The organism is Acinetobacter sp. YH16051 (assembly GCF_013417135.1).
Taxonomy (GTDB): Bacteria; Pseudomonadota; Gammaproteobacteria; order Pseudomonadales; family Moraxellaceae; genus Acinetobacter; species Acinetobacter towneri.
On the sequence record NZ_VPEN01000016.1, the window covers coordinates 25,078 to 44,270 of the forward strand.

Genomic DNA, 19,193 nt, shown 5'->3' on the forward strand with positions numbered 1-19,193 from the left:
CACTCCTGAAATTCACGCGAGGATTTACATCCCTTAGATTGCAATTCCTGAGTATAAAATTCTATGTAATTACAGCTAAAAAATGCGTTTGACTAAACGATGCAAATTCTATTTTAGAGTGTTGCAGGCTCTAGGTTTACAAAATGCTGAAAATGTTCAGCATAGTGCAGCGCACTCATTTTTAAACGTGCTTCTGCAGACTCATCCAAAGTCTTAACCACTTTACCGGGAGAACCCATCACCACAGAATTATCGGGAATCACTTTCCCTTCAGGAATTAAAGCATTGGCACCAATAATACAGTTTTTACCAATCACCGCATGATTCAGCACCACTGCATTAATACCAATCAGGGTGTTATCGCCCACGGTACAACCATGTAACATCGCCAGATGTCCAATAGTCACATAATCACCAATCTGCATTTCAATACCTGCATCGGTGTGCAAAACAGCATTTTCCTGAACATTACTAAAATTACCCAATTTGATTTTACTGTTATCGGCACGTACCACAGCCCCAAACCAAATACTAACTTTCTGTCCCAACTCAACCTGACCAATGACCGTGGCATTATCCGCCACCCAACCATCCCACGGTTGCTGCATTGCTTTCGGGGCATATCCTTTAAATTTATACAACATGGTTCCTTCCTATCTTCACATCAAAATTTTTCTATTTCTTAAATGTTGGTGAATTTAACAAAAACGGCCATTCTTTACGATAATCCAAACCATATTCAAATAAAGACACCAACATCCGCGCTGTTAAGCCCCAAACCACTTCATCTTCAACCTGCATACTCGGAAAATATAATTTTTGTTGTGCAAAGCTCACTTCATACGGCGTTGGTGGCGCTTCCATTAAATGCTGTAAAGAGGCAAAAAAGATGCGATCAATTTCTGAAGGTTGTGGAATTAGTTCTACTTTTGGGGGAATCAGCCCCACCACAGGTTTAACCAACATCCCATTACGGGCTTTTTGCATTGGTAAATCACCAATCAACTGCACTTCAAATGGATTTAACGCCGTTTCTTCCTGTGCTTCACGTAACGCCACCACAATATTACTGGTATCTTGCGGATCGCGTTTGCCACCAGGGAAAGACACCTCACCCGCGTGATTATTGAGTAAGGTAGAACGGCGGGTTAGCAATACCTTTGGATCAGACTCGTCGGTAATGGCAATCAATACCGCTGCATGCGCTTCCATGAACGTTTTAGAAAAGCGCAAACGTTGCTGTAATAGATGCGTGAGCGAATGATCAATCATGCCTTATAATTCTCCTTGTCTAAGTTTTCATCATAGCTGAAATAGGTGGGCAATAGATAGAGAGGATGCCAAAGTTGAAATTTTCAGTTATTCTGAGAACTCCCTTCAACAATGACGATCACTATGAACTTTTGTGGAAATTGTGGACAAAAAACAACAATGAAAATTCCGCTTGGCGATCAGCAATTACGTCAAGTGTGTAGCGCATGTGGCAATATTCACTATGTCAATCCAAAAGTCATTTGTGGTGCATTGGTTGTTTGGGAAAATAAAGTATTGTTGTGTCGTCGTGCAATTGAACCACGCTATGGTTTGTGGACTTTACCCGCAGGCTATATGGAAATGTTTGAAACCATGGAGCAAGGTTCTGCCCGTGAAACCCGCGAAGAAGCCGAAGCGGAAATTGAAATCGAACAACTTTATTGCATGTATAACATTCCACGGATTGGGCAAATTTATGTGCTGTTCAAAGCTCAATTGTTGAATGGTCAATTTGGTGCAGGTGAAGAAACCATCGAATCACGTTTGTTTAGTGAAGATGAAATTCCGTGGTCTGAATTGGCGTTCCCAAGTGTAGAACGTACTTTACAGCACTACTTTGCAGACCGAAAAAAAAATCACTTCACGACCCATTTAGAAACCTTAGGTTCACGTACCGATCACACGGGTTAACCCCCACATGATGTTCATTTGAATCAACCTGAAATCCGAATAAAAATAGCCCACTCTCGCAGTGGGCTATTTCAACTCATTGTCACCTAAAATTAATACTAAATACGTACTTTATTTGGGTTATAACATTCAGCAACATCTAGACTTACAGCTCCACCTTGGGCTTTCACCAAAGCTTTATCTGCATCGGTTGCTAAAGTTGGGTTCTGAGCCACGTAAGTTGCAAGTTGTGCATGATAAATATTGCTCCACTTCACGGTTGAGCCATTAAAATCAGACAATGTAATACGGGTAGAGTTGGCTGCAACTAAATTGCCAATATTGGCACGCGCACCACCCACCACTTGACCATTCCCACCTTCAACCGCTTCAATTTTGGTATTCAAACCAATGACTGCACCATCAAGTTTATGGAATTTTGGATTGGCCAAAATCATACGCAAAGTGACTGCTTTATTGTCGATATCGGTTGCACCTAACACACCTATACGGTATTGCTGCACACCATTTGTATCAACATATTCAGCACCAGACTGACGAATTGCTGCACATTGACCAGACATATCGGTTGCTGTGGCATTTGGTGCTATATCTGTACGAATATTGCCATCCTCATCTAAAACAATACCTAATTTGATGGTATCTGTAGTCGTTCCACCATCAAAATTAAAGGTCAAGGTTGCATAAATTGGGAAAATAAAGCGACTGCCTAAAGGTACATTTTTCTGGGTTTTAAAAACACGATTATCCAAAAAATTCACAGAAAAGAATTTATAGGCATCAAAAGAACCTTTGAACTGATCGGTGCCTATGGTTTGTTGCCATTGACCATAATCTGCACGATTTGCTGTTGTAGATTTGGTCAATAATTTATAAAAACCTTCCGTACCCGCAATTAAATAATCATTGAACACCTTACCTTGGGTAATTTTAAAATCATCAGCCGCATTGTCATTCACACTAAAATGAAATGGCCCCTGAATACGTTTATTCAATGGATTAACCCATGTAGTTTGTGGTGCTGCCACCATACGCTCAGGACGAACTTTACGAATCAATTCACCGCTCACAGTTAAAATTGGGTTGGTGGTGTTTGCAGACACTGCACCTTTCCATTGCATACCATATCCAAAGGTATATCCAGAACGGTCTGTGATCAGTTGATACTGCCCAATGAGGTGTTTCAAATCTGCGACCGTAGATTTACAGTCTGCCAAATTACAGCCATATAAACCTTGTGGCAATTGTGAATCTTCTTTGGCTAAAATTGGATAATTAGCTTGATAAGATGCCGAGTTATTCATGTAAACCAAGGTGTTTAATGCTTGATAAGCATCATCTTGAGATACCTGTGACACATCTACCCACGGGCGTAAAATACTGGCATAAGCCCCTGAACGATAGTCACCAACCTCAACGGACTCAGCAATATTTGCCAATTGTTCTTTTTTGAGTGTCGTAATCGTTAAAGGCTGAATATCACCTGCAATGGTTCCTCCACCCTCAACAGAAAGTGCTTGTAGCAAGCGTACAATTGCAGTCGCGACCTGTATAGTTTCGTCACTACTACTTAAACTCGTTGCTTGGCGTCCTGTTAATCCACGTGCCATATCTAACACACTTAAACGTGGATAACCCGCGCCTGCAGTACTGACCATTCCAATATCAGACAATGATACTGTGCCTAAATCAATATATTGATTGGTCTTTTCCTGAATAAAGAAGTGGACTTTATCTCCTTCACTACATTTACCTGTTGCCGCATTACTTTTCGGCTCAATCATGGTGATGTAGGTTTTACTGGTATCACTGCTACAGGTAAAATTCAAACCATCCACAGGATAATCCAATGCAAATTCCACGCAGTTTTTTGCTGTACTGGCACAACTCCCGTTGATATACGCCACAGCATTAGGCTCTGGATTAATATTGGCACTTTCTCCACCACAGCCACTCAATGCCGCCATCAATGCTGTCGTTGCAAAAGGTAAAATATGTCTTGTTTTCATCCTGAATTCTCTTATTGTTGTTAGCGTATCGCAATGAGTTTTAATTGCCCTTGATTACTGAGCGCGCGATGTTCCATATCCACTGCAGAAGCCAATGGCGTTAATAATACATAGTGGCTATTTTTTGGAAGTTGCAGCATACCTTCTATTACCTCGTGTCGTAAGACATTGCCTGCAGTATCCTGATTTCTAAAACCACCTGCACCTTCAATCACACAGCCTTTTTGATCCAGAAAAACCACAAAAGGCCAATAAAAGGTAGGTTGATTTTGCTTCGTAGCATAAGAGTTGATTTGAATATTTTGAATATTGCCTTCTAACTTCACCAATTCATAATCAAATTTTTCGGTTAAGGGAGTTCTAGGCCACAAATTTAAATCTTGTTGTGCTTTTAAAGTTTTGACTTTATTTTTTTTGCTTTCAGCAAAACATTGCTGCCCCAACCCTTCAATTGCTTCAGCTTGATTAACACGATAATAGTCCGCTGCTAAAACAATTGCTTGTGGCTCAATTATAGGTTTCTTTTGGAAAAGTTTTTGTAGAACTGAACGACTCACACCTCGTTCACGCTCAACCACCTGCATACGTGCACCGCCACCATGCTTCGTATCAATTACCCCTTCTGGCATGCTGTAAAAACGCTTTTTCCCTTCTAAATTAAACTCTTGGTCTTCTAAATATTCACTTTTGACATATTGCTCACCCGCCATCTCCATAAAACCCGTTTGTTGGGCAGATGCATGCGATGCTTGATCTGGTGTTTTTTTAGAAACAGACACTGTGGATGGATCAATCGCAAATTGCTGAGGAAGCTGTTGTAAACCCTCTAGCACAGATTGTTTGACCGCGACTTTGTTGATCGCTGCTTCTTTTGCCAATCCTGTTTGATGAACAGATTCCGCACTGGAAATATCTTGCTGCACTGCATTTGGCTCAGTGTGTGATGCACGCAATGATGAGTTCTCTTTGCTTTGACTAGCCTGATTTTGTGACATAGCGGATTGTTCTGAGATATTCAGCTTAGACAAATTCAGTTGCTTGCTCGCCTGAACAGAAATATTTTTAGATACCTGAACGGATGTTTGAGCAGTTATCTGCTGTACTTGATGCACCTTGTCTTGCTTAAACTGGTCTTGTTGTTGGTTTTCTTGTAGTTGCTTTTGTTGGACTTGCTTTTGTTGGACTTGCTTTTGCTGTTGTGCGGTTTCCAACGCCTGTATCGTTTGCTTTTTTTCTGCAGCATTACGCTGCACCACAATTGGACGACCATCTGGTCCAATAATGGTGTAAAACTGATTCGCGTAACACACCGATCCCATACTGAAAATCAGTGTGAGTATCGACTTTGAAAATAAAGTCCGTTTTATTTTCCGTACTGAACTTACCATCGTGTTCTATAACTCAATCCAAGAATTGTAATTTTTGTATCCGTTTTCACATTCAAACCCGCATAAGGGTTTAACAGCAGGTTATTCACACCTTCCTTATTGGCTAAGCTACTGGTATTGGCTGGAATTTTATCCTTACTTTGTAAAAAGCCGATGGATAAATCAAGGTCTGTATCTGCATCAAAACGATATCCCACACCCAGACCGAATAAACGTGCATTATTAATTGGTACCATGGTGTTACGCTTATTGTCAGGAATCGCACTACCACGTGGTTCATAACCCGCACGTAGTTTTAAACGGTCTGTGGCTGAATATTCGATGCCAACACCCCAGTTCCACGGTGACTTAAACTCTAATGGCAAAGCTAAACTGTCATCAGACACATGCTCCGAAAGCAATTTTGCAATTTTTAATGCCGAGATTTGACGGTCAAACTCGAATTTGAATTTATCCCATGCTTTATAGTCAGTCCAGCCCACATCAAAATTGACTTGTAAATCAGGCATGACTTTATATTTTATCCCCGCTTGAAAGTGCGCAGGATATTCAAAATCCATAGAAACCAAACCAGACTCACTGGCTGGAATATAACTTGGGAAACCTAAAATTGCCGCTAAAATCTGACCTGTTGGTGAAGACATCAAACCATTAATTAACTCACGCGGTGCTTTCGAGTTATCAATATGATATTTGCCCTTTAAGCGCATTTTAGCTGCACTCTGATACACCATACCAAAGCTAAAATCTTCTGTCGGTTCCCACAAAATACCCAAGTTATAACTCGGGCTTAAACTTTGCTCAACCGCCAGTTGCATTTGCCCAAAACGGGAAAATGGATTCATGCCTTCTTCGGCATTACAAATCCCGAGCAACAAAATATCGGTAATGATGTCTGAATTTTCTTTAAATGGGGTACAGACGACCTCATCCACCATACGCAACATCCCGATTAGTTCATTCGGGAAGCGCAAATCGGTATTCATGGCGATAGCTTGGTAAGACATCCCAATTGACGCACCGACTGACAATTCATCATTGACTTGATAGGCGATAGATGGAGAAAGATAAGTAATACGCTCTAAGGCAACCTGTTGTCCCATAAAGTTACCAGGGTTACCATTTTCGGCACCAAAGCCCGCAATCAACGGCGCATATAATGCGGTGGCAAAGGTCACTTTGGAACCTGGTGGATTATAGGCAATACCGTTGGTTGGCGCTGCCAGTGGCATGCCTTTACCCAAATCGACAAATTTTTTCAGAATCGGGACATACAGCGTTGGATATTCTACATCGGCTTGTACTGTACCTTTAAAATCGGTACAAAAATCGGCCAAAATTTCTGGTCCATCGTTACACACCACAGGGTCATCAGAATAACCAAATACGTCATAACCTGCTGGAACGGAAAGCTCACGCTGTACATCAAAATGTGCCAACACCCCTTGCACATCTGTTTGCAAACCTTCAATCTTGGTCAGTGCAGCAGGGTTAAAGTGAATCGCACTAATACCAGGAGGATCTGCAGTGACCGCATTCCCCATAGTCAAAGAACGAATATCGACAGATAAGTTTTGTCCAAGCTGCGCAAAAGCAGCCCCTGAACAGCCCGACAGTATAATTGCAGTCACTAACGGGCGAAGTCGTATCATTTTCATGCGACTAGCCTCTTAGCGAATTTTTTTACCGAAACCGAGAATATCCAGTGGGAATGACAAACCAAGTGATACGTCTGGCGCGTCTTCGGTCAGACCGATTCCTACCGTACCATTCACAATGGTTTCAGGCGAAACGCGCACGCCTAATGAAATAGCTAAAGTCGCACTGGTTTGGTCTGCAGGCGAATAGCTTTCACCTCCTTCATAAAAAAACTCAGAACCAGTATTGAAGCTCTGCTGATAAGACATGGTCATCGACACATCGTAGTTAAACGAATATGCAAAACCAAAAGCAAAACCACCACTAATCCCTGGCTCAAATTCTTCAATTATACGTCTACCGCGAATTTGATTGAGACCGCTTTCTTTAAAACCATAGTTGGCTGAAGCAGAAGCAAACAATACAACAGGGTCAATATATTTACGCGTACTTGCACCGATGCCTGCAGAGTAGTAACCCTTACCTGTTGATAAATCTTTAACAGGATTAATCTCGTAAGGACTATCCCCCGTTTTGGTCGATAAATTTGCGAATAAAATTAAAGGTAAACGCCCCGCTTTTAATGGGAATGGCTCCCAACGTGCACCTAAAGAAATATCCCCCAAGCCTGCTGCCGTGGCATCTTTTAACAAGTCTGACTTTGCAACCAATGGTACAGAAGCAGATAAAGTTAAATTGTCACGCAAACCATATTGTGCGGTGAAGGTGTTAGTTAATGCGTGGGACGCATTTTCTTGCACACGAAGCTGATACAACTGACCTTGAGCCATTTCAAGGTCGAGCTGCGTATCACGATGATAGGTATAATCAATATCATAATAAGATGAAATATCACCTTTTTTCATGAGCGAGTATTGCCGCTCATTCGAGGTAAATACTTCTTCTAAATTCGCCTCTTTGGTTGCATCGCCCTCTTGCTGTTGCAAAGCAGATGATGCTGCTTGTGCACCATTTGCAGCGACAACCGCACTATTTGTTTCAGCACTTGTATCTGCAGTTGATGCTGCTGTATCTGATACTTCTGCCTGTTCAGTTGTGGTTTCATATTCCCCTAATTGCGGCTCCTCTGCGGCATAAGCCACCCCAAATACCATTTGAATACTGAGTGCCAATAAGGTTTTATTCATCCATTTACGATCCATGATTTACCCCTTCCATTTTTATTTTTGTATTTCGTGAACAACTAATTACTTGTTTTTATAGTAGAGTCTTAAAAAACGATGCTCGTACTGTCCATAATTATCAGAATCTTTATTTACATTACGTTCCAGACGTATTGTCGATGCTTTATCGGCTATTTTTTCCATCGCAAATTGTGGATATTGAATATCAACAAAGGCATAACGATTCACTGTTGCGTCTTCCACATGACGCAAGTCTTTTTCTTGTAATGCCAACATAGTTTGACGATTTTGCGGTGCGACATTAATTAGAAATAAGGTGTTATTCTCCCAAACTTCTTTAAAGCGTTCTTCATCGAAACTGATATTGCCTAATGCAGGGTCTGCCACATAGACACGTCCATTTTTATATGCCTTATACACCACAAAATGTTTAAAACCTGCATAGGAAATCGGCACAATTGCAGGCTGTCCTTGTTTAACTAAATCCGAAAACTCCCCGCGATATCCACCACTTTCCATGCCCAAAGCTGCGACAAAGCGCTTCATATCCAATAGCGAAAAACTACGACGTTCAATAATTCGGTCGTATTCTCCATAACGCAGCAAGCCACTCATGGTTTGTTGCTCGTTTAATTGTGTTCCTACATAACCATTCAGCAAGGTTGTTAAAGCTGCAGAACCACAACTGTAGTCATAGGCTTGGCGCACAATTCCGCGAAATTGATCTTCTAAAGCAGGTTTAATTTGCACAGGCTCTCTGTGCATACGGGTAAAGGAATTATTTCTAGAATCCAAAGTTTCTGTGTAACGCACAGTTTCAGGATGCTGTTCTTTTAAATCAAAGGCTTGTGTGGCAGCGTAATAGATCAATGCCGAGCCCAAAGCGATCTCTAACATATATTTTTACTTTTTAGTTCTCGGCAATACCTGCCTAATATTTTTATTTTAGAGTTTTCACTCTACTTCCTTGTATTTAGAAAGATACTCGTTTTATAGAAAAAAAAAAGGGCTTTCTATATTTTTTTGCGAACTCATCAGTTTATTTGTAAAAAAAAGCGCGTGAATTCACGCGCTTTTTCAGTTTTAAAATTAGTGACCTGAAATGGTGATAACAGCACCTTTGGTATATACACTAGCAGCTGGACTAAAGTAAGTTTGTAAACCTTGAACTTCCATATCACCAATAGAAGCAGCACCCTTACTGCCTAAATGGATACCTGCTACATAGTTATCTTTAGCACCACCAGTACTCACAATACGGATATAACCATTGTTAGTACCTTCCTTACCAATCACACTAATGTTTTGTTTTAAGGTTAAGTCCTTAGAGTTTGCATCAGTAAGTTTAATGCTATCTACATAGATTTGGCCTGCTGCACGATTACCTACAGTACCATCTCCAGTACCTGCTTTAGTAGAGTTATCTAAAATACCTAGGTCTTTGATCTCTAAACCACCCACCATTGTGGTGTTTAATTTAATCATTGCACCTTGTGGAGCCGCACCCAATTGAATATTGGCATCCATTTTACCTGTTTTTAAAGTTAAACCAGATAAAATTGCATTATAGTTTTTATCATCGTTACCACGGCGAATATTAGTTGCACCAGCTGCTGGCATAGCATTCGATGCAGATACACCAATTTCACCAATTTTGATATCTAAGCCAGATACTTGTGCCGCCACGTTGATAAATGCACTATTGGTACCTGTACCAGCGTCTGTATCAATCACTAAGTCAGCTAAGTTACGAGAAGCTAACAAGTAAGCACCATTATCATCATAGTTTGCGCCAATCACAATACCATGCTTTTCGTTTGCATTTCCAGCAATACCATTGCCTTTAATTACGATAGCACCTGCCTTTGAATTACCACCGAAACCTAAGTCTCCAGCAGCACCTTTTGCAGCCAAACCATCATTATCATGGATTAAAAGTTTTTCGATTTCGATTTTAGAAATACCAATCCCGATGCTTAAACCATCTTGACCAGTAGTTGCGCTTAATGCAGTATCGTCCATTGCCTGCATTGCCATTGCATTTGTCGTTAACGCGATTGATGATACCAAAGCAAGTTTAGTAAATTTTTTCATCTTGTTACTCTCCCGAGAGTATTATTTTTTTGGTTTTACCACTCAGTGCCAGTGATTGTGTTTTTATTTGATGAGGACAACACTGACACACATTCCTTGAGTAGCCGGTTTGCACTTACAAAGGTATATCTGAGTTATTTTTTGTTCAACTGCTGTTTGTCGCAATCCACATCTTACCGACAAACGGTTATTTGCTTTTTATCTGCTGCAATCATGTAAAATAGCCTTTTAAAATCTCTCAGCTGTTTACGCTTTATGTCCTATCCTACTCATTTTAAAAAATTATTCTGTGAACCTGAATATGAGGCTGCAAGAATTTTGCAAGCTTTGGCAGCACTTTCACATTGTATTTATTTGCAAAATAATGGAAAGGCACGTATTGCTTTTTTGGCTGAACGCTATTGTGTGCAGCAAAACCATCAACATTTTTACTTTCAAAAAACGGCATTGGATCAATATGAATTAAGTCCAACTCAATTAGATTTAACAGCTCATCTCGGTGCTTTAGAAGATGCTGACACCGCCCCATTTTGCAGTGTAATGGGGTTTGTTTCGTATGATGCAGCAGCACAGCAACACATCAATATGCAGTCTCGCGCCCAACCCAGTGTTTTTTTAGGTCAATTTAAAAGCTATTTACAGCAAGAAACTGATGGCTGGTATTTTTATAGTTCAGACGATGCTGCTACGCAAATTTTTGATTTTATTTTAAATTTATATACTCAATCAACCATAATTGAACAGTTCCAATTAAGCCAAAAGTGTCAAGCCCGCTGGAATTTCACAGATTACCAACGCGCCTTTCAACATGTTCAAGACTATATAGTGGCAGGAGATTGTTATCAAATTAATCTTACGCAAGAGTTTAGCGCTGAGGCTCAAGGTCAACTTTTAGAGACTGCAGCTCAGTTTTGGCAACTGACCAATGCACCTTATGCAGGTTATTTACGTATTGGTGATTTTGAAATTTTAAGTTGTTCGCCCGAACTCTTTATCGATTTTGAGGAAAATCGAAAAATTACCACAAAACCCATTAAGGGCACGATGCCACGTTATGGCGATCCTGAATTAGACCGACAATCGAAACAACAATTAAGTGAATCTAAAAAAGATCAGGCTGAAAATGTGATGATTGTGGATTTATTACGTAATGATTTAAGTGTTTATGCCGAAACTGGCAGCGTCAAAACGCCAAAGTTATTCAATATTGAGTCTTTTAACCAAGTGCATCACATGGTCAGTGAAGTGACCGCAACACTAAAAGCCGAGATGAATCCTTTTGATGTGTTGATGTCTGCCTTGCCAGGTGGGTCAATTACAGGCGCACCGAAAATTCGTGCCATGCAAATTATAGATGAACTCGAAGGTGCAGCACGTGGCGCCTATTGCGGCTCTATGGGTTATTTTGATGCCGATGGAACGGGTTCTTGGAATATCCTGATCCGTTCTATTCAGAAATATCAGCAAGATGTTTCATTATGGGCTGGTGGTGGCGTCACGATTGCATCTGTTTGTGAAGCAGAATATCAAGAATGTTTTGACAAGGTTTCAGCGATGTTGGACTTATTGAACCGCTGGTACAAACCTGCGCAATAGCATGTCGCAAAAACAAAAAAAGCGAGTGAATTCAATGCTTCACTCGCCTCTACGATATTTTAACAATTAAGCCAAAATATCGTATTTTAAAGTATCTACTAAGCGTTGATTTTGATCATCTGTACCAATAGTAATGCGCAAATATTGATTGATGCGTGGTTTATTAAAATAACGCACAATAATACCGCGTTCACGTAATGCTGCAGCTAATTCACCCGCATCCTGTTGAGGATGTGATGCAAAAATAAAGTTGGCGTGTGATGGGAATATCTTAAAGCCCAAGCTCGTTAAATCCGTCACCAATTTCTCACGGCTTGCAATAACTTTTTGGCATTGTGCTTCAAAATACGCCTGATCTTGAAAAGATGCCACCGCTGCTGCAATCGCAAAACGATCCATTGGATAGGAGTTAAAACTATTTTTCACGGCTTCCAGTGCGGCAATTAAATGCGGTTGCGCAATCGCAAAACCAACACGTAAACCTGCCAAAGAACGTGATTTAGATGTGGTTTGACACACCACAAGATTATCGTACTTTTCTACCAATTTTACTGCAGACTCTGCACCAAAATCGACATAAGCCTCATCAATCACCACCACTGAATTTGGATTGGCCTGTAAAATTTCTTCAATCGCACTTAAACCCAAAGCAATACTGGTCGGTGCATTCGGATTGGCGATGATGATGCCGCCATTGGCTTGCTTATAATCATCAACCACAATTTCAAAATCATCATTTAAAGGCAAAATTTTAGTTTTTACCCCAAAAAATTGACTATATACAGGGTAAAAACTATAGGTGATATCTGGATACAGTAATGGCTGTTCCTGAACAAAAAAAGCCTTAAAAATATGAGCAAGGACTTCATCTGAACCATTGCCAACAAAGACATTTTCCACAGCTACATTTTGCTGTTTCGCAATGGCTTGCTTAAGCTCAAACGCATCTGGATCTGGATATAAACGCAGTGCATCTGCCGAGTTTTCTAAAACCTTTTGCACCGCTTCCACCACTTTAGGCGAAGGTGGATACGGGTTTTCATTGGTATTCAATTTTAATAAATTTTGAATTTTTGGCTGCTCACCCGGTACATAAGGCTCTAGCTCACGTACTTCAGGGCTCCAAAAACGCATTTGTTCTGCTGTGATATTCATTTTGTATTCTCTTTAAACCCTCTCCTAACCTCTCCCAAAGGGAGAGGAATTTTCATTACTAAAGACACAAAATTTGTGTGGTTTAAATTCCCCTCTCTTTATTAGGAGAGGGTCAGGGAGAGGTTGTAATGCTATTTATGATTGATAACGATAACGTGCTGATCGTGCATGCGCATCCAGATTTTCCTGCTTCGCTAAAATATCAGCGGTTTTCGCCAAACTTTTCACGCCCTCAGCTGAACACATAATCAAACTTGAGCGTTTTTGGAAATCGTAAACACCCAATGGTGATGAAAAACGTGCCGTACCTGACGTTGGCAAAACGTGGTTTGGTCCTGCACAATAATCACCAATCGCTTCTGGTGTATAGCGCCCCATGAAGATCGCACCTGCATGACGAATTTCTTCTGCCATCGCTTGTGGATCATCCATACACAATTCTAAGTGTTCGGGCGCAACTTGGTTGATCAATTCAATCGCCTCTTGACGATCTTTCACCAAAACCAATGCACCACGATTTGCAATAGAAGTACGGGCAATTTCAGCTTTAGGCAAATTCGCCAAGTGCTGTTCAATCGCTTGCTCAACCTGATTCAGCAATTGCGCATCTGGTGTAATAAAAATAGATTGTGCAACCGTGTCATGCTCGGCTTGAGAAAGTAAGTCAATGGCCAACCATTCAGGATTATTCTCACCTTCAGCATAAACCAAAATTTCGGATGGCCCTGCAATCATATCAATGCCGACCTGACCAAACACAGCACGTTTTGCAGCCGCCACAAAGCGGTTACCCGGCCCCGTAATTTTATCTACCGATGGGATGGTTTCTGTACCATAAGCCAATGCAGCAACAGCTTGCGCTCCGCCAATGGTAAATACACGAGTCACCCCTGCTAAATATGCAGCCGCCAAAACCAATGGATTGAGTTCACCATTCGGTGCAGGTACCACCATAATAATTTCAGGTACACCAGCAACATGCGCAGGCACAGCATTCATGAGCACAGAAGATGGATAAGATGCCAAACCACCTGGTACATAAATACCAACACGGTCTAATGGCGTAACTTTTTGCCCAAGCGTGTTGCCCAAAGCATCAACATAAGTCCAGCCATCCTGCTTTTGCGCTTGGTGAAATTCACGAATACGTACAGCAGCCAATTCCAAAGCTTCACGAACTTCGTTATCTAAAGCATCAAATGCGGCTTTCAGTTGTTCCTGACTTAACTCAAGTTCTGAAAATTGATGCGCTGGATGTCGATCGAACTGTTGAGTGAGTTTAAGAACCTGAGCATCACCGTGCTGACGCACATCAGCAATAATTTGATCTACAGTTTTTAAAAGTTCAGGATCACTGACAGTTTCAAAAGCCAACAAGTCTGCAAAGGCCTGTTTAAAGCTTTGATCTTGAGTCGATAAACGTCGCATCAATTTACCCACAAGGTTTGATAGAAAAGTTTAGTTTACCTTGTTTCTAGGGCTTTGTGGGAATCTATACATGGCGAAAGCAGTATGTTTTGATGGAAATTCACGTTCGAAATCATTCAAGAACAGAATCATGCACGAACATAAAAAAACCGCCATTGAATGACGGTTTTTTGAGAAGGCAGGATGATGGATACAAAGTTAAGCAGATTGTTTTGCCAACTCTCGTTCTGCCACAGCTTTTTCAAGTTGTGCCAAAATTGGATTGAGCAAATCTTGCTTGCGCTTAAAACTGGCTTTATTGACAATTAAACGTGAAGATACTTTACAGATTTCTTCTAGCGGCTCTAAACCGTTGGCACGTAAAGTATTACCTGTATCAACCACATCGACAATGTAATCACCCAAACCGACCAATGGTGCTAATTCCATTGAGCCATAGAGTTTAATGACATCAACCTGCTCACCTAAGCTGGCATAATATTGACGGGTCAAATTCACATATTTAGTGGCAATTTTTAAACGACCTTTTGGACGCTGCATACCAACTTTGCCCGCAGTCATTAATTTACAATTGGCAATTTTCAGATCCAGCGGCTCATATACATTTTGAGCGCCATGCTCCATCAGCACGTCTTTACCCGCAACCCCAATATCTGCCGCACCATTTTCAACATAAGTTGGTACATCAGAGGCACGTAAAATTAAAATACGCACTTGTTTATGTGTGGTTGGGAAAATCAACTTACGTGATTTATCTGGATCTTCCAGTAAATTAATTCCCGCAGTTTCTAATAAAGGCAAAGTTTCTTTTAAAATTCGCCCCTTACTTAATGCCAAAGTTAAACCATGATCAAAATTGCCCATGACGTCAAAATTTGGATCATCGTTTCTCATGTCATTCATCAATTTACTCGCTTAATTTGGGCGCCTAAACCTTGTAACTTTTGTTCTACATTTTCATAACCGCGATCAATATGATAAATACGGTCAATCAATGTTTCCCCTTCTGCCGCCAATGCTGCCAATACTAAAGAGAACGATGCACGTAAATCCGTTGCCATCACAGGTGCAGCAGATAATTTTTCCACCCCTGTCACGACAGCATCGTTGCCTTCAACCTGAATATTGGCACCCATACGTGACAACTCTGGGACATGCATAAAACGGTTTTCGAAAATTGTTTCAGAAATTGTTGCAAAACCACGGCCTATCGCATTCACAGCCATCAATTGTGCCTGCATATCGGTTGGGAACTCAGGGTGTGGCAACGTTCTAAAACTTACTGCTTTAGGGCGCTTGCCCATCATATCCAGTTCAATCCAGTCATCGCCACGTGTGACTTCTGCACCCATTTCTTCAAACTTGTCTAATACAGATTCCAATAATGCAGGATCTGTATGCGTGGTTTTTACCTTACCGCCCGTAATTGCAGCAGCAGCTAAATATGAACCTGTTTCAATACGGTCAGCGACTACTGAATATTCACAACCATGCAAATGTTCAACACCTGTTACCACTAAAGTATCGGTATCTAAACCTTCAATTTTAGCGCCCATTTTGATGAGCATTTGCGCAAGGTCGGTAATTTCAGGTTCACGTGCAGCATTACGAATAGTGGTAACACCATCTGCCAATACCGCAGCCATGAGAATGTTTTCTGTTCCGCCAACAGTGACCATATCAAAGACCACTTCAGCGCCTTTTAAGCGTCCGTTGACTTTGGCATGCACATAGCCACTTTCAACCTCAATCTCGGCACCCAAAGCCTCTAGAGCTTTAAGATGTTGATCAACAGGGCGTGAGCCGATGGCACATCCACCAGGTAAAGATACTTTTGCACTACCATAGCGCGCAACCAATGGGCCAAGCACCAAAATAGAAGCACGCATGGTTTTTACCAATTCATAAGGTGCAAATTGGTTGTCCAACGTTGATGTATCTGCAATGACTGTATCGCCTTCATAAGACATTTTAATGCCCAAGCCTGCGATCAACTTCACTAAGGTATTTACATCTTTTAAATTTGGAACATTTTTCAATGTAATTGGCGTTTCTGCAAGAATCATTGCAGCAAGAAGTGGCAAGGCTGCATTTTTTGCACCAGAAATACGCACTTCACCTTCGAGCTTATTACCGCCCTGAATTAAAAATTTATCCATTAAATTATTAAGCTCCAAATAAGCTTGCTTTACGCCATTCTTCTTGTGTCATTGCACGAATTGTAACCGCATGAACTTCACCGCTGGCAATATATCTATTCAATGGTGCATACACTGCTTGTTGACGAGCAACAGGACGCTTACCTTCAAACTGATTATCTACAATACGAAGATCAAACTTGCCGCCTTGCCCACTTACAGCAACTTCAGCCTCTGGAAAAGCAGCTTTTAAAATTTCAGTGAGCTGTTCACTATTCATCACAAAGACCTCTTATAGGACCAACGGTGTAAAAACCTGTCATTTTACTATAAATAGAAAAAATAATTCATTAATCCTATACATTATCGCAATAAAAAAAGAGGTTTATCCAAAACCTCTTTTTAAATCACATTTTAACTAGATGGCTAAAGGCTGATAATCCAACTGCATCTTCCGATGTTTCTCTAACTGACGTTTTAATTTTTCTGTCATCATCTTAATTGAAGTATACATATCATCTGCACTAGCCTGCGCAAAAAGCTCCGTTCCAGGTAAACGAATAATTGCTTCTGCAATATGATTGGCGCTGCCTTTTTTAGAATGTTTATCGATTTGATGATCTTTACTTAATTTCACCTGCATACTATTGACCTGATCCAGATGTTTGGTCATTTGTGCAAATTTAAGTCGAATATTTTCTTCAATTGCAGGGGTGATAGCTAAGTGATGTCCACGAATTGTTATTTGCATAATTCTATCCCTCACCTTCATTTGGATTAGGAAGGCATAGTTCACATGATTGATTGCCAAATAACAGATCACTGCAGCGGTCACTTTAAATCATGTCTAACTATTCCTTCAAAAAAAATTCATTATTTGGTCATAATGAATCCTTAGAATAGACCAATTTTAAAAATTAGATCAAGACTTTTCGTTCAGAAGATGACGGAATATTTAATGACTCACGATATTTCGCAACCGTTCTACGTGCCACATCAATTCCTTCTTCCTTAAGAAGGTTTGCAATTGTGTTGTCTGACAAAGGTTTACGTGGATTTTCATCTGCAATTAACTTTTTAATCTTCGCGCGAATCGCAGTTGAGGATGCTTCTCCACCTGAACAGGTTCCAACATGACTTGAAAAGAAATATTTCAATTCAAATAAACCACGTGGAGTTAACATATATTTATTGGTGGTCACCCGTGAAACTGTAGATTCATGCAACTCCACCTCATCAGCTACATCACGCAAAATCAACGGTTTCATTCCTTCAGCACCAATTTCTAAAAATTCACGTTGATGCTGCACAATACAAGTCGCTACCTTTAATAAGGTTTTATGACGTTCATCAACACTTTTAATAAAGTTTTTCGCATCTAGCATTTGATTACGCAAATATTGATTATCTTCACTTTGATCTGCGCGTTTAATCATATTGGCATAAAACGAATTAATTCTAAGCTTAGGCACAACATCAGGATTCAGCTGCACCTGCCAATGGTCCTGCTTTTTACTGACCACTACATCTGGAATTTGATAATCTGACTCCTGATCTTCAAATGCTGTACCAGGATGCGCTTTCAAGGTTTTTAATAAAGCCACTGCATGCTGTAGCTGATCTGCGCTTAAACCCGTTTGCTTAATTAACTTGGCTAAATCATTCGAAATTAATAACTCATAATGCTGCAAGAGTTGCAGTGCTTCCTGCCGATAAGGCACATCTGTAGCCAAACTTTCAAGCTGAATAGATAAACATTCCGCCAAATTACGCGAACCAATACCAATCGGCTCTAAACGCTGAATATGTTTCAAAACGACCAAAACTTCATCGTCTTCAACTTCATCTTCGTATTCCATGGAGATCAATAAATGTTGCACAGATGTAGTGATTTCAGATATTTCACAATCCAAGAAACCATTGTCATCCAAAGCATCGACAATACAGTAGGCAATGAGCTGCTCGACTTGAGAAAAATGCAACAGATTGATTTGTTGCATCATGTGCTCTTTTAAACCTAAATGCCCCTGACGATTATCCTCGCGCTCTTCATATTCCGCTGCTCCCAAACTCGTGGGTAAATGAGTGTACACATCATCCCAGTCTGTATCGACAGGCAAGTCATTCGGTAGATGATCTGCATTTAATTCTTTAGTCAAATCCTTTTGATCATGCTCTTGCTCTTCTAAGGTGGATAAACTTTCGACACTACTTTGTTCTTCGACTTTTTCTAATAAGGGATTACTGTCCAACTGAATTTGAACTTCTTGTTCAAGTTCCAAGCTCGAAAGTTGAAGCAAACGAATGGCTTGTTGTAACTGCGGTGTCAGTGACAAGGAGTTTGCAACTTTTAATCCAACCGATAACTTCATTTTCACCCACTCTTTTAAATTTATGTTTTTCAACAACTTAATATATAAGTTTTTGATAAGCAATTTCTATGCCGTTTTATTAGGTATAACATAGATTCATTAAAAGACATAAAGATTTTAATCAGAAGTTCTGTTCAGATTTCTTTCTACTTTTCTTTCCCACATAAAAAAACACCCCCAACGCTAGTTGAGGGTGTTTGAATAATGAGCTGGCGATGACTTACTCTCACATGGGTAACCCCACACTACCATCAGCGCGAAGAGGTTTCACTTCTGAGTTCGGGAA

The 19,193-nt window shown here is 40.5% G+C and carries 17 protein-coding genes; 2 read left to right on the forward strand and 15 right to left on the reverse strand.

The window, feature by feature from the left end:
- Positions 1-113: 113 nt before the first annotated feature.
- A complete protein-coding gene (locus FTV41_RS11590; RefSeq protein ID WP_131261917.1) occupies positions 114-644 on the reverse strand; it encodes a gamma carbonic anhydrase family protein in 531 nt (176 codons plus the stop codon).
- A gap of 31 nt (positions 645-675) precedes the next feature.
- Positions 676-1,272 (reverse strand): CoA pyrophosphatase, encoded by a 597-nt coding sequence (locus FTV41_RS11595; RefSeq protein ID WP_004975226.1) that lies wholly within the window; start codon positions 1,270-1,272, stop codon positions 676-678.
- Between the two features lie 123 nt (positions 1,273-1,395).
- Between FTV41_RS11595 and FTV41_RS11600 the strand changes: the two genes are divergently transcribed.
- Positions 1,396-1,944, forward strand: coding sequence for an NUDIX hydrolase (locus FTV41_RS11600; RefSeq protein ID WP_179991563.1), 549 nt, complete (start codon positions 1,396-1,398; stop codon positions 1,942-1,944).
- A 98-nt stretch (positions 1,945-2,042) separates the two neighbouring features.
- Here FTV41_RS11600 and FTV41_RS11605 read toward each other — a convergent pair whose 3' ends face one another.
- The 6 genes from FTV41_RS11605 to FTV41_RS11630 all read right to left on the reverse strand — a co-directional run bounded on the left by FTV41_RS11605 (position 2,043) and on the right by FTV41_RS11630 (position 10,218).
- A complete protein-coding gene (locus FTV41_RS11605; protein ID WP_154320401.1) occupies positions 2,043-3,953 on the reverse strand; it encodes a flagellar protein FilF in 1,911 nt (636 codons plus the stop codon).
- Positions 3,954-3,973: 20 nt separating this feature from the next.
- Complete coding sequence (gene filE, locus FTV41_RS11610; RefSeq protein WP_179996579.1) at positions 3,974-5,341, reverse strand: putative pilus assembly protein FilE; 1,368 nt, start codon at positions 5,339-5,341, stop codon at positions 3,974-3,976.
- The gene (locus FTV41_RS11615; protein WP_004975217.1) at positions 5,335-6,999 is read right to left on the reverse strand and encodes an OmpP1/FadL family transporter; all 1,665 of its coding nucleotides are present in this window, start codon (positions 6,997-6,999) and stop codon (positions 5,335-5,337) included. Before FTV41_RS11615 ends, filE begins: the two co-directional genes overlap by 7 nt.
- 12 nt (positions 7,000-7,011) lie before the next feature.
- Complete coding sequence (locus tag FTV41_RS11620; RefSeq protein WP_179996580.1) at positions 7,012-8,142, reverse strand: hypothetical protein; 1,131 nt, start codon at positions 8,140-8,142, stop codon at positions 7,012-7,014.
- 45 nt (positions 8,143-8,187) lie between these two features.
- The gene (locus FTV41_RS11625) at positions 8,188-9,021 is read right to left on the reverse strand and encodes a C39 family peptidase (RefSeq protein ID WP_104852437.1); all 834 of its coding nucleotides are present in this window, start codon (positions 9,019-9,021) and stop codon (positions 8,188-8,190) included.
- A 192-nt stretch (positions 9,022-9,213) separates the two neighbouring features.
- Positions 9,214-10,218 carry a DUF6160 family protein gene (locus FTV41_RS11630; RefSeq protein WP_179990337.1) on the reverse strand — a complete coding sequence of 335 codons (1,005 nt, stop codon included), beginning with the start codon at positions 10,216-10,218 and terminating at the stop codon, positions 9,214-9,216.
- A 255-nt stretch (positions 10,219-10,473) separates the two neighbouring features.
- Here FTV41_RS11630 and pabB point away from each other — a divergent pair, with 255 nt between their 5' ends.
- A complete protein-coding gene (gene pabB, locus FTV41_RS11635; protein ID WP_179996581.1) occupies positions 10,474-11,814 on the forward strand; it encodes an aminodeoxychorismate synthase component I in 1,341 nt (446 codons plus the stop codon).
- Positions 11,815-11,880: 66 nt separating this feature from the next.
- Here the strand turns inward: pabB and hisC are convergent, their stop codons facing one another.
- The 7 genes from hisC to FTV41_RS11670 all read right to left on the reverse strand — a co-directional run bounded on the left by hisC (position 11,881) and on the right by FTV41_RS11670 (position 18,907).
- Entirely contained in the window at positions 11,881-12,969 is a 1,089-nt protein-coding gene (gene hisC, locus FTV41_RS11640) for a histidinol-phosphate transaminase (protein ID WP_179996582.1), read from the reverse strand.
- Positions 12,970-13,104: 135 nt separating this feature from the next.
- On the reverse strand, positions 13,105-14,409 hold the full coding sequence (gene hisD / locus FTV41_RS11645; RefSeq protein WP_179993974.1) for a histidinol dehydrogenase: 1,305 nt from the start codon (positions 14,407-14,409) through the stop codon (positions 13,105-13,107).
- A 186-nt stretch (positions 14,410-14,595) separates the two neighbouring features.
- The gene (gene hisG, locus FTV41_RS11650; protein WP_004975201.1) at positions 14,596-15,300 is read right to left on the reverse strand and encodes an ATP phosphoribosyltransferase; all 705 of its coding nucleotides are present in this window, start codon (positions 15,298-15,300) and stop codon (positions 14,596-14,598) included.
- Positions 15,300-16,556, reverse strand: coding sequence for a UDP-N-acetylglucosamine 1-carboxyvinyltransferase (murA, locus tag FTV41_RS11655; RefSeq protein WP_179996583.1), 1,257 nt, complete (start codon positions 16,554-16,556; stop codon positions 15,300-15,302). The genes hisG and murA overlap by 1 nt, the downstream gene beginning before the upstream one ends.
- A gap of 7 nt (positions 16,557-16,563) precedes the next feature.
- The gene (ibaG, locus tag FTV41_RS11660; RefSeq protein ID WP_179996584.1) at positions 16,564-16,815 is read right to left on the reverse strand and encodes a BolA family iron metabolism protein IbaG; all 252 of its coding nucleotides are present in this window, start codon (positions 16,813-16,815) and stop codon (positions 16,564-16,566) included.
- Positions 16,816-16,953: 138 nt separating this feature from the next.
- Positions 16,954-17,286 (reverse strand): ribosome hibernation-promoting factor, HPF/YfiA family, encoded by a 333-nt coding sequence (gene hpf, locus FTV41_RS11665; RefSeq protein ID WP_004975196.1) that lies wholly within the window; start codon positions 17,284-17,286, stop codon positions 16,954-16,956.
- Positions 17,287-17,452: 166 nt separating this feature from the next.
- Positions 17,453-18,907: an RNA polymerase factor sigma-54 gene (locus FTV41_RS11670; RefSeq protein WP_131261926.1), complete on the reverse strand. Its 1,455-nt coding sequence runs from the start codon at positions 18,905-18,907 to the stop codon at positions 17,453-17,455.
- Positions 18,908-19,193: the final 286 nt, after the last annotated feature.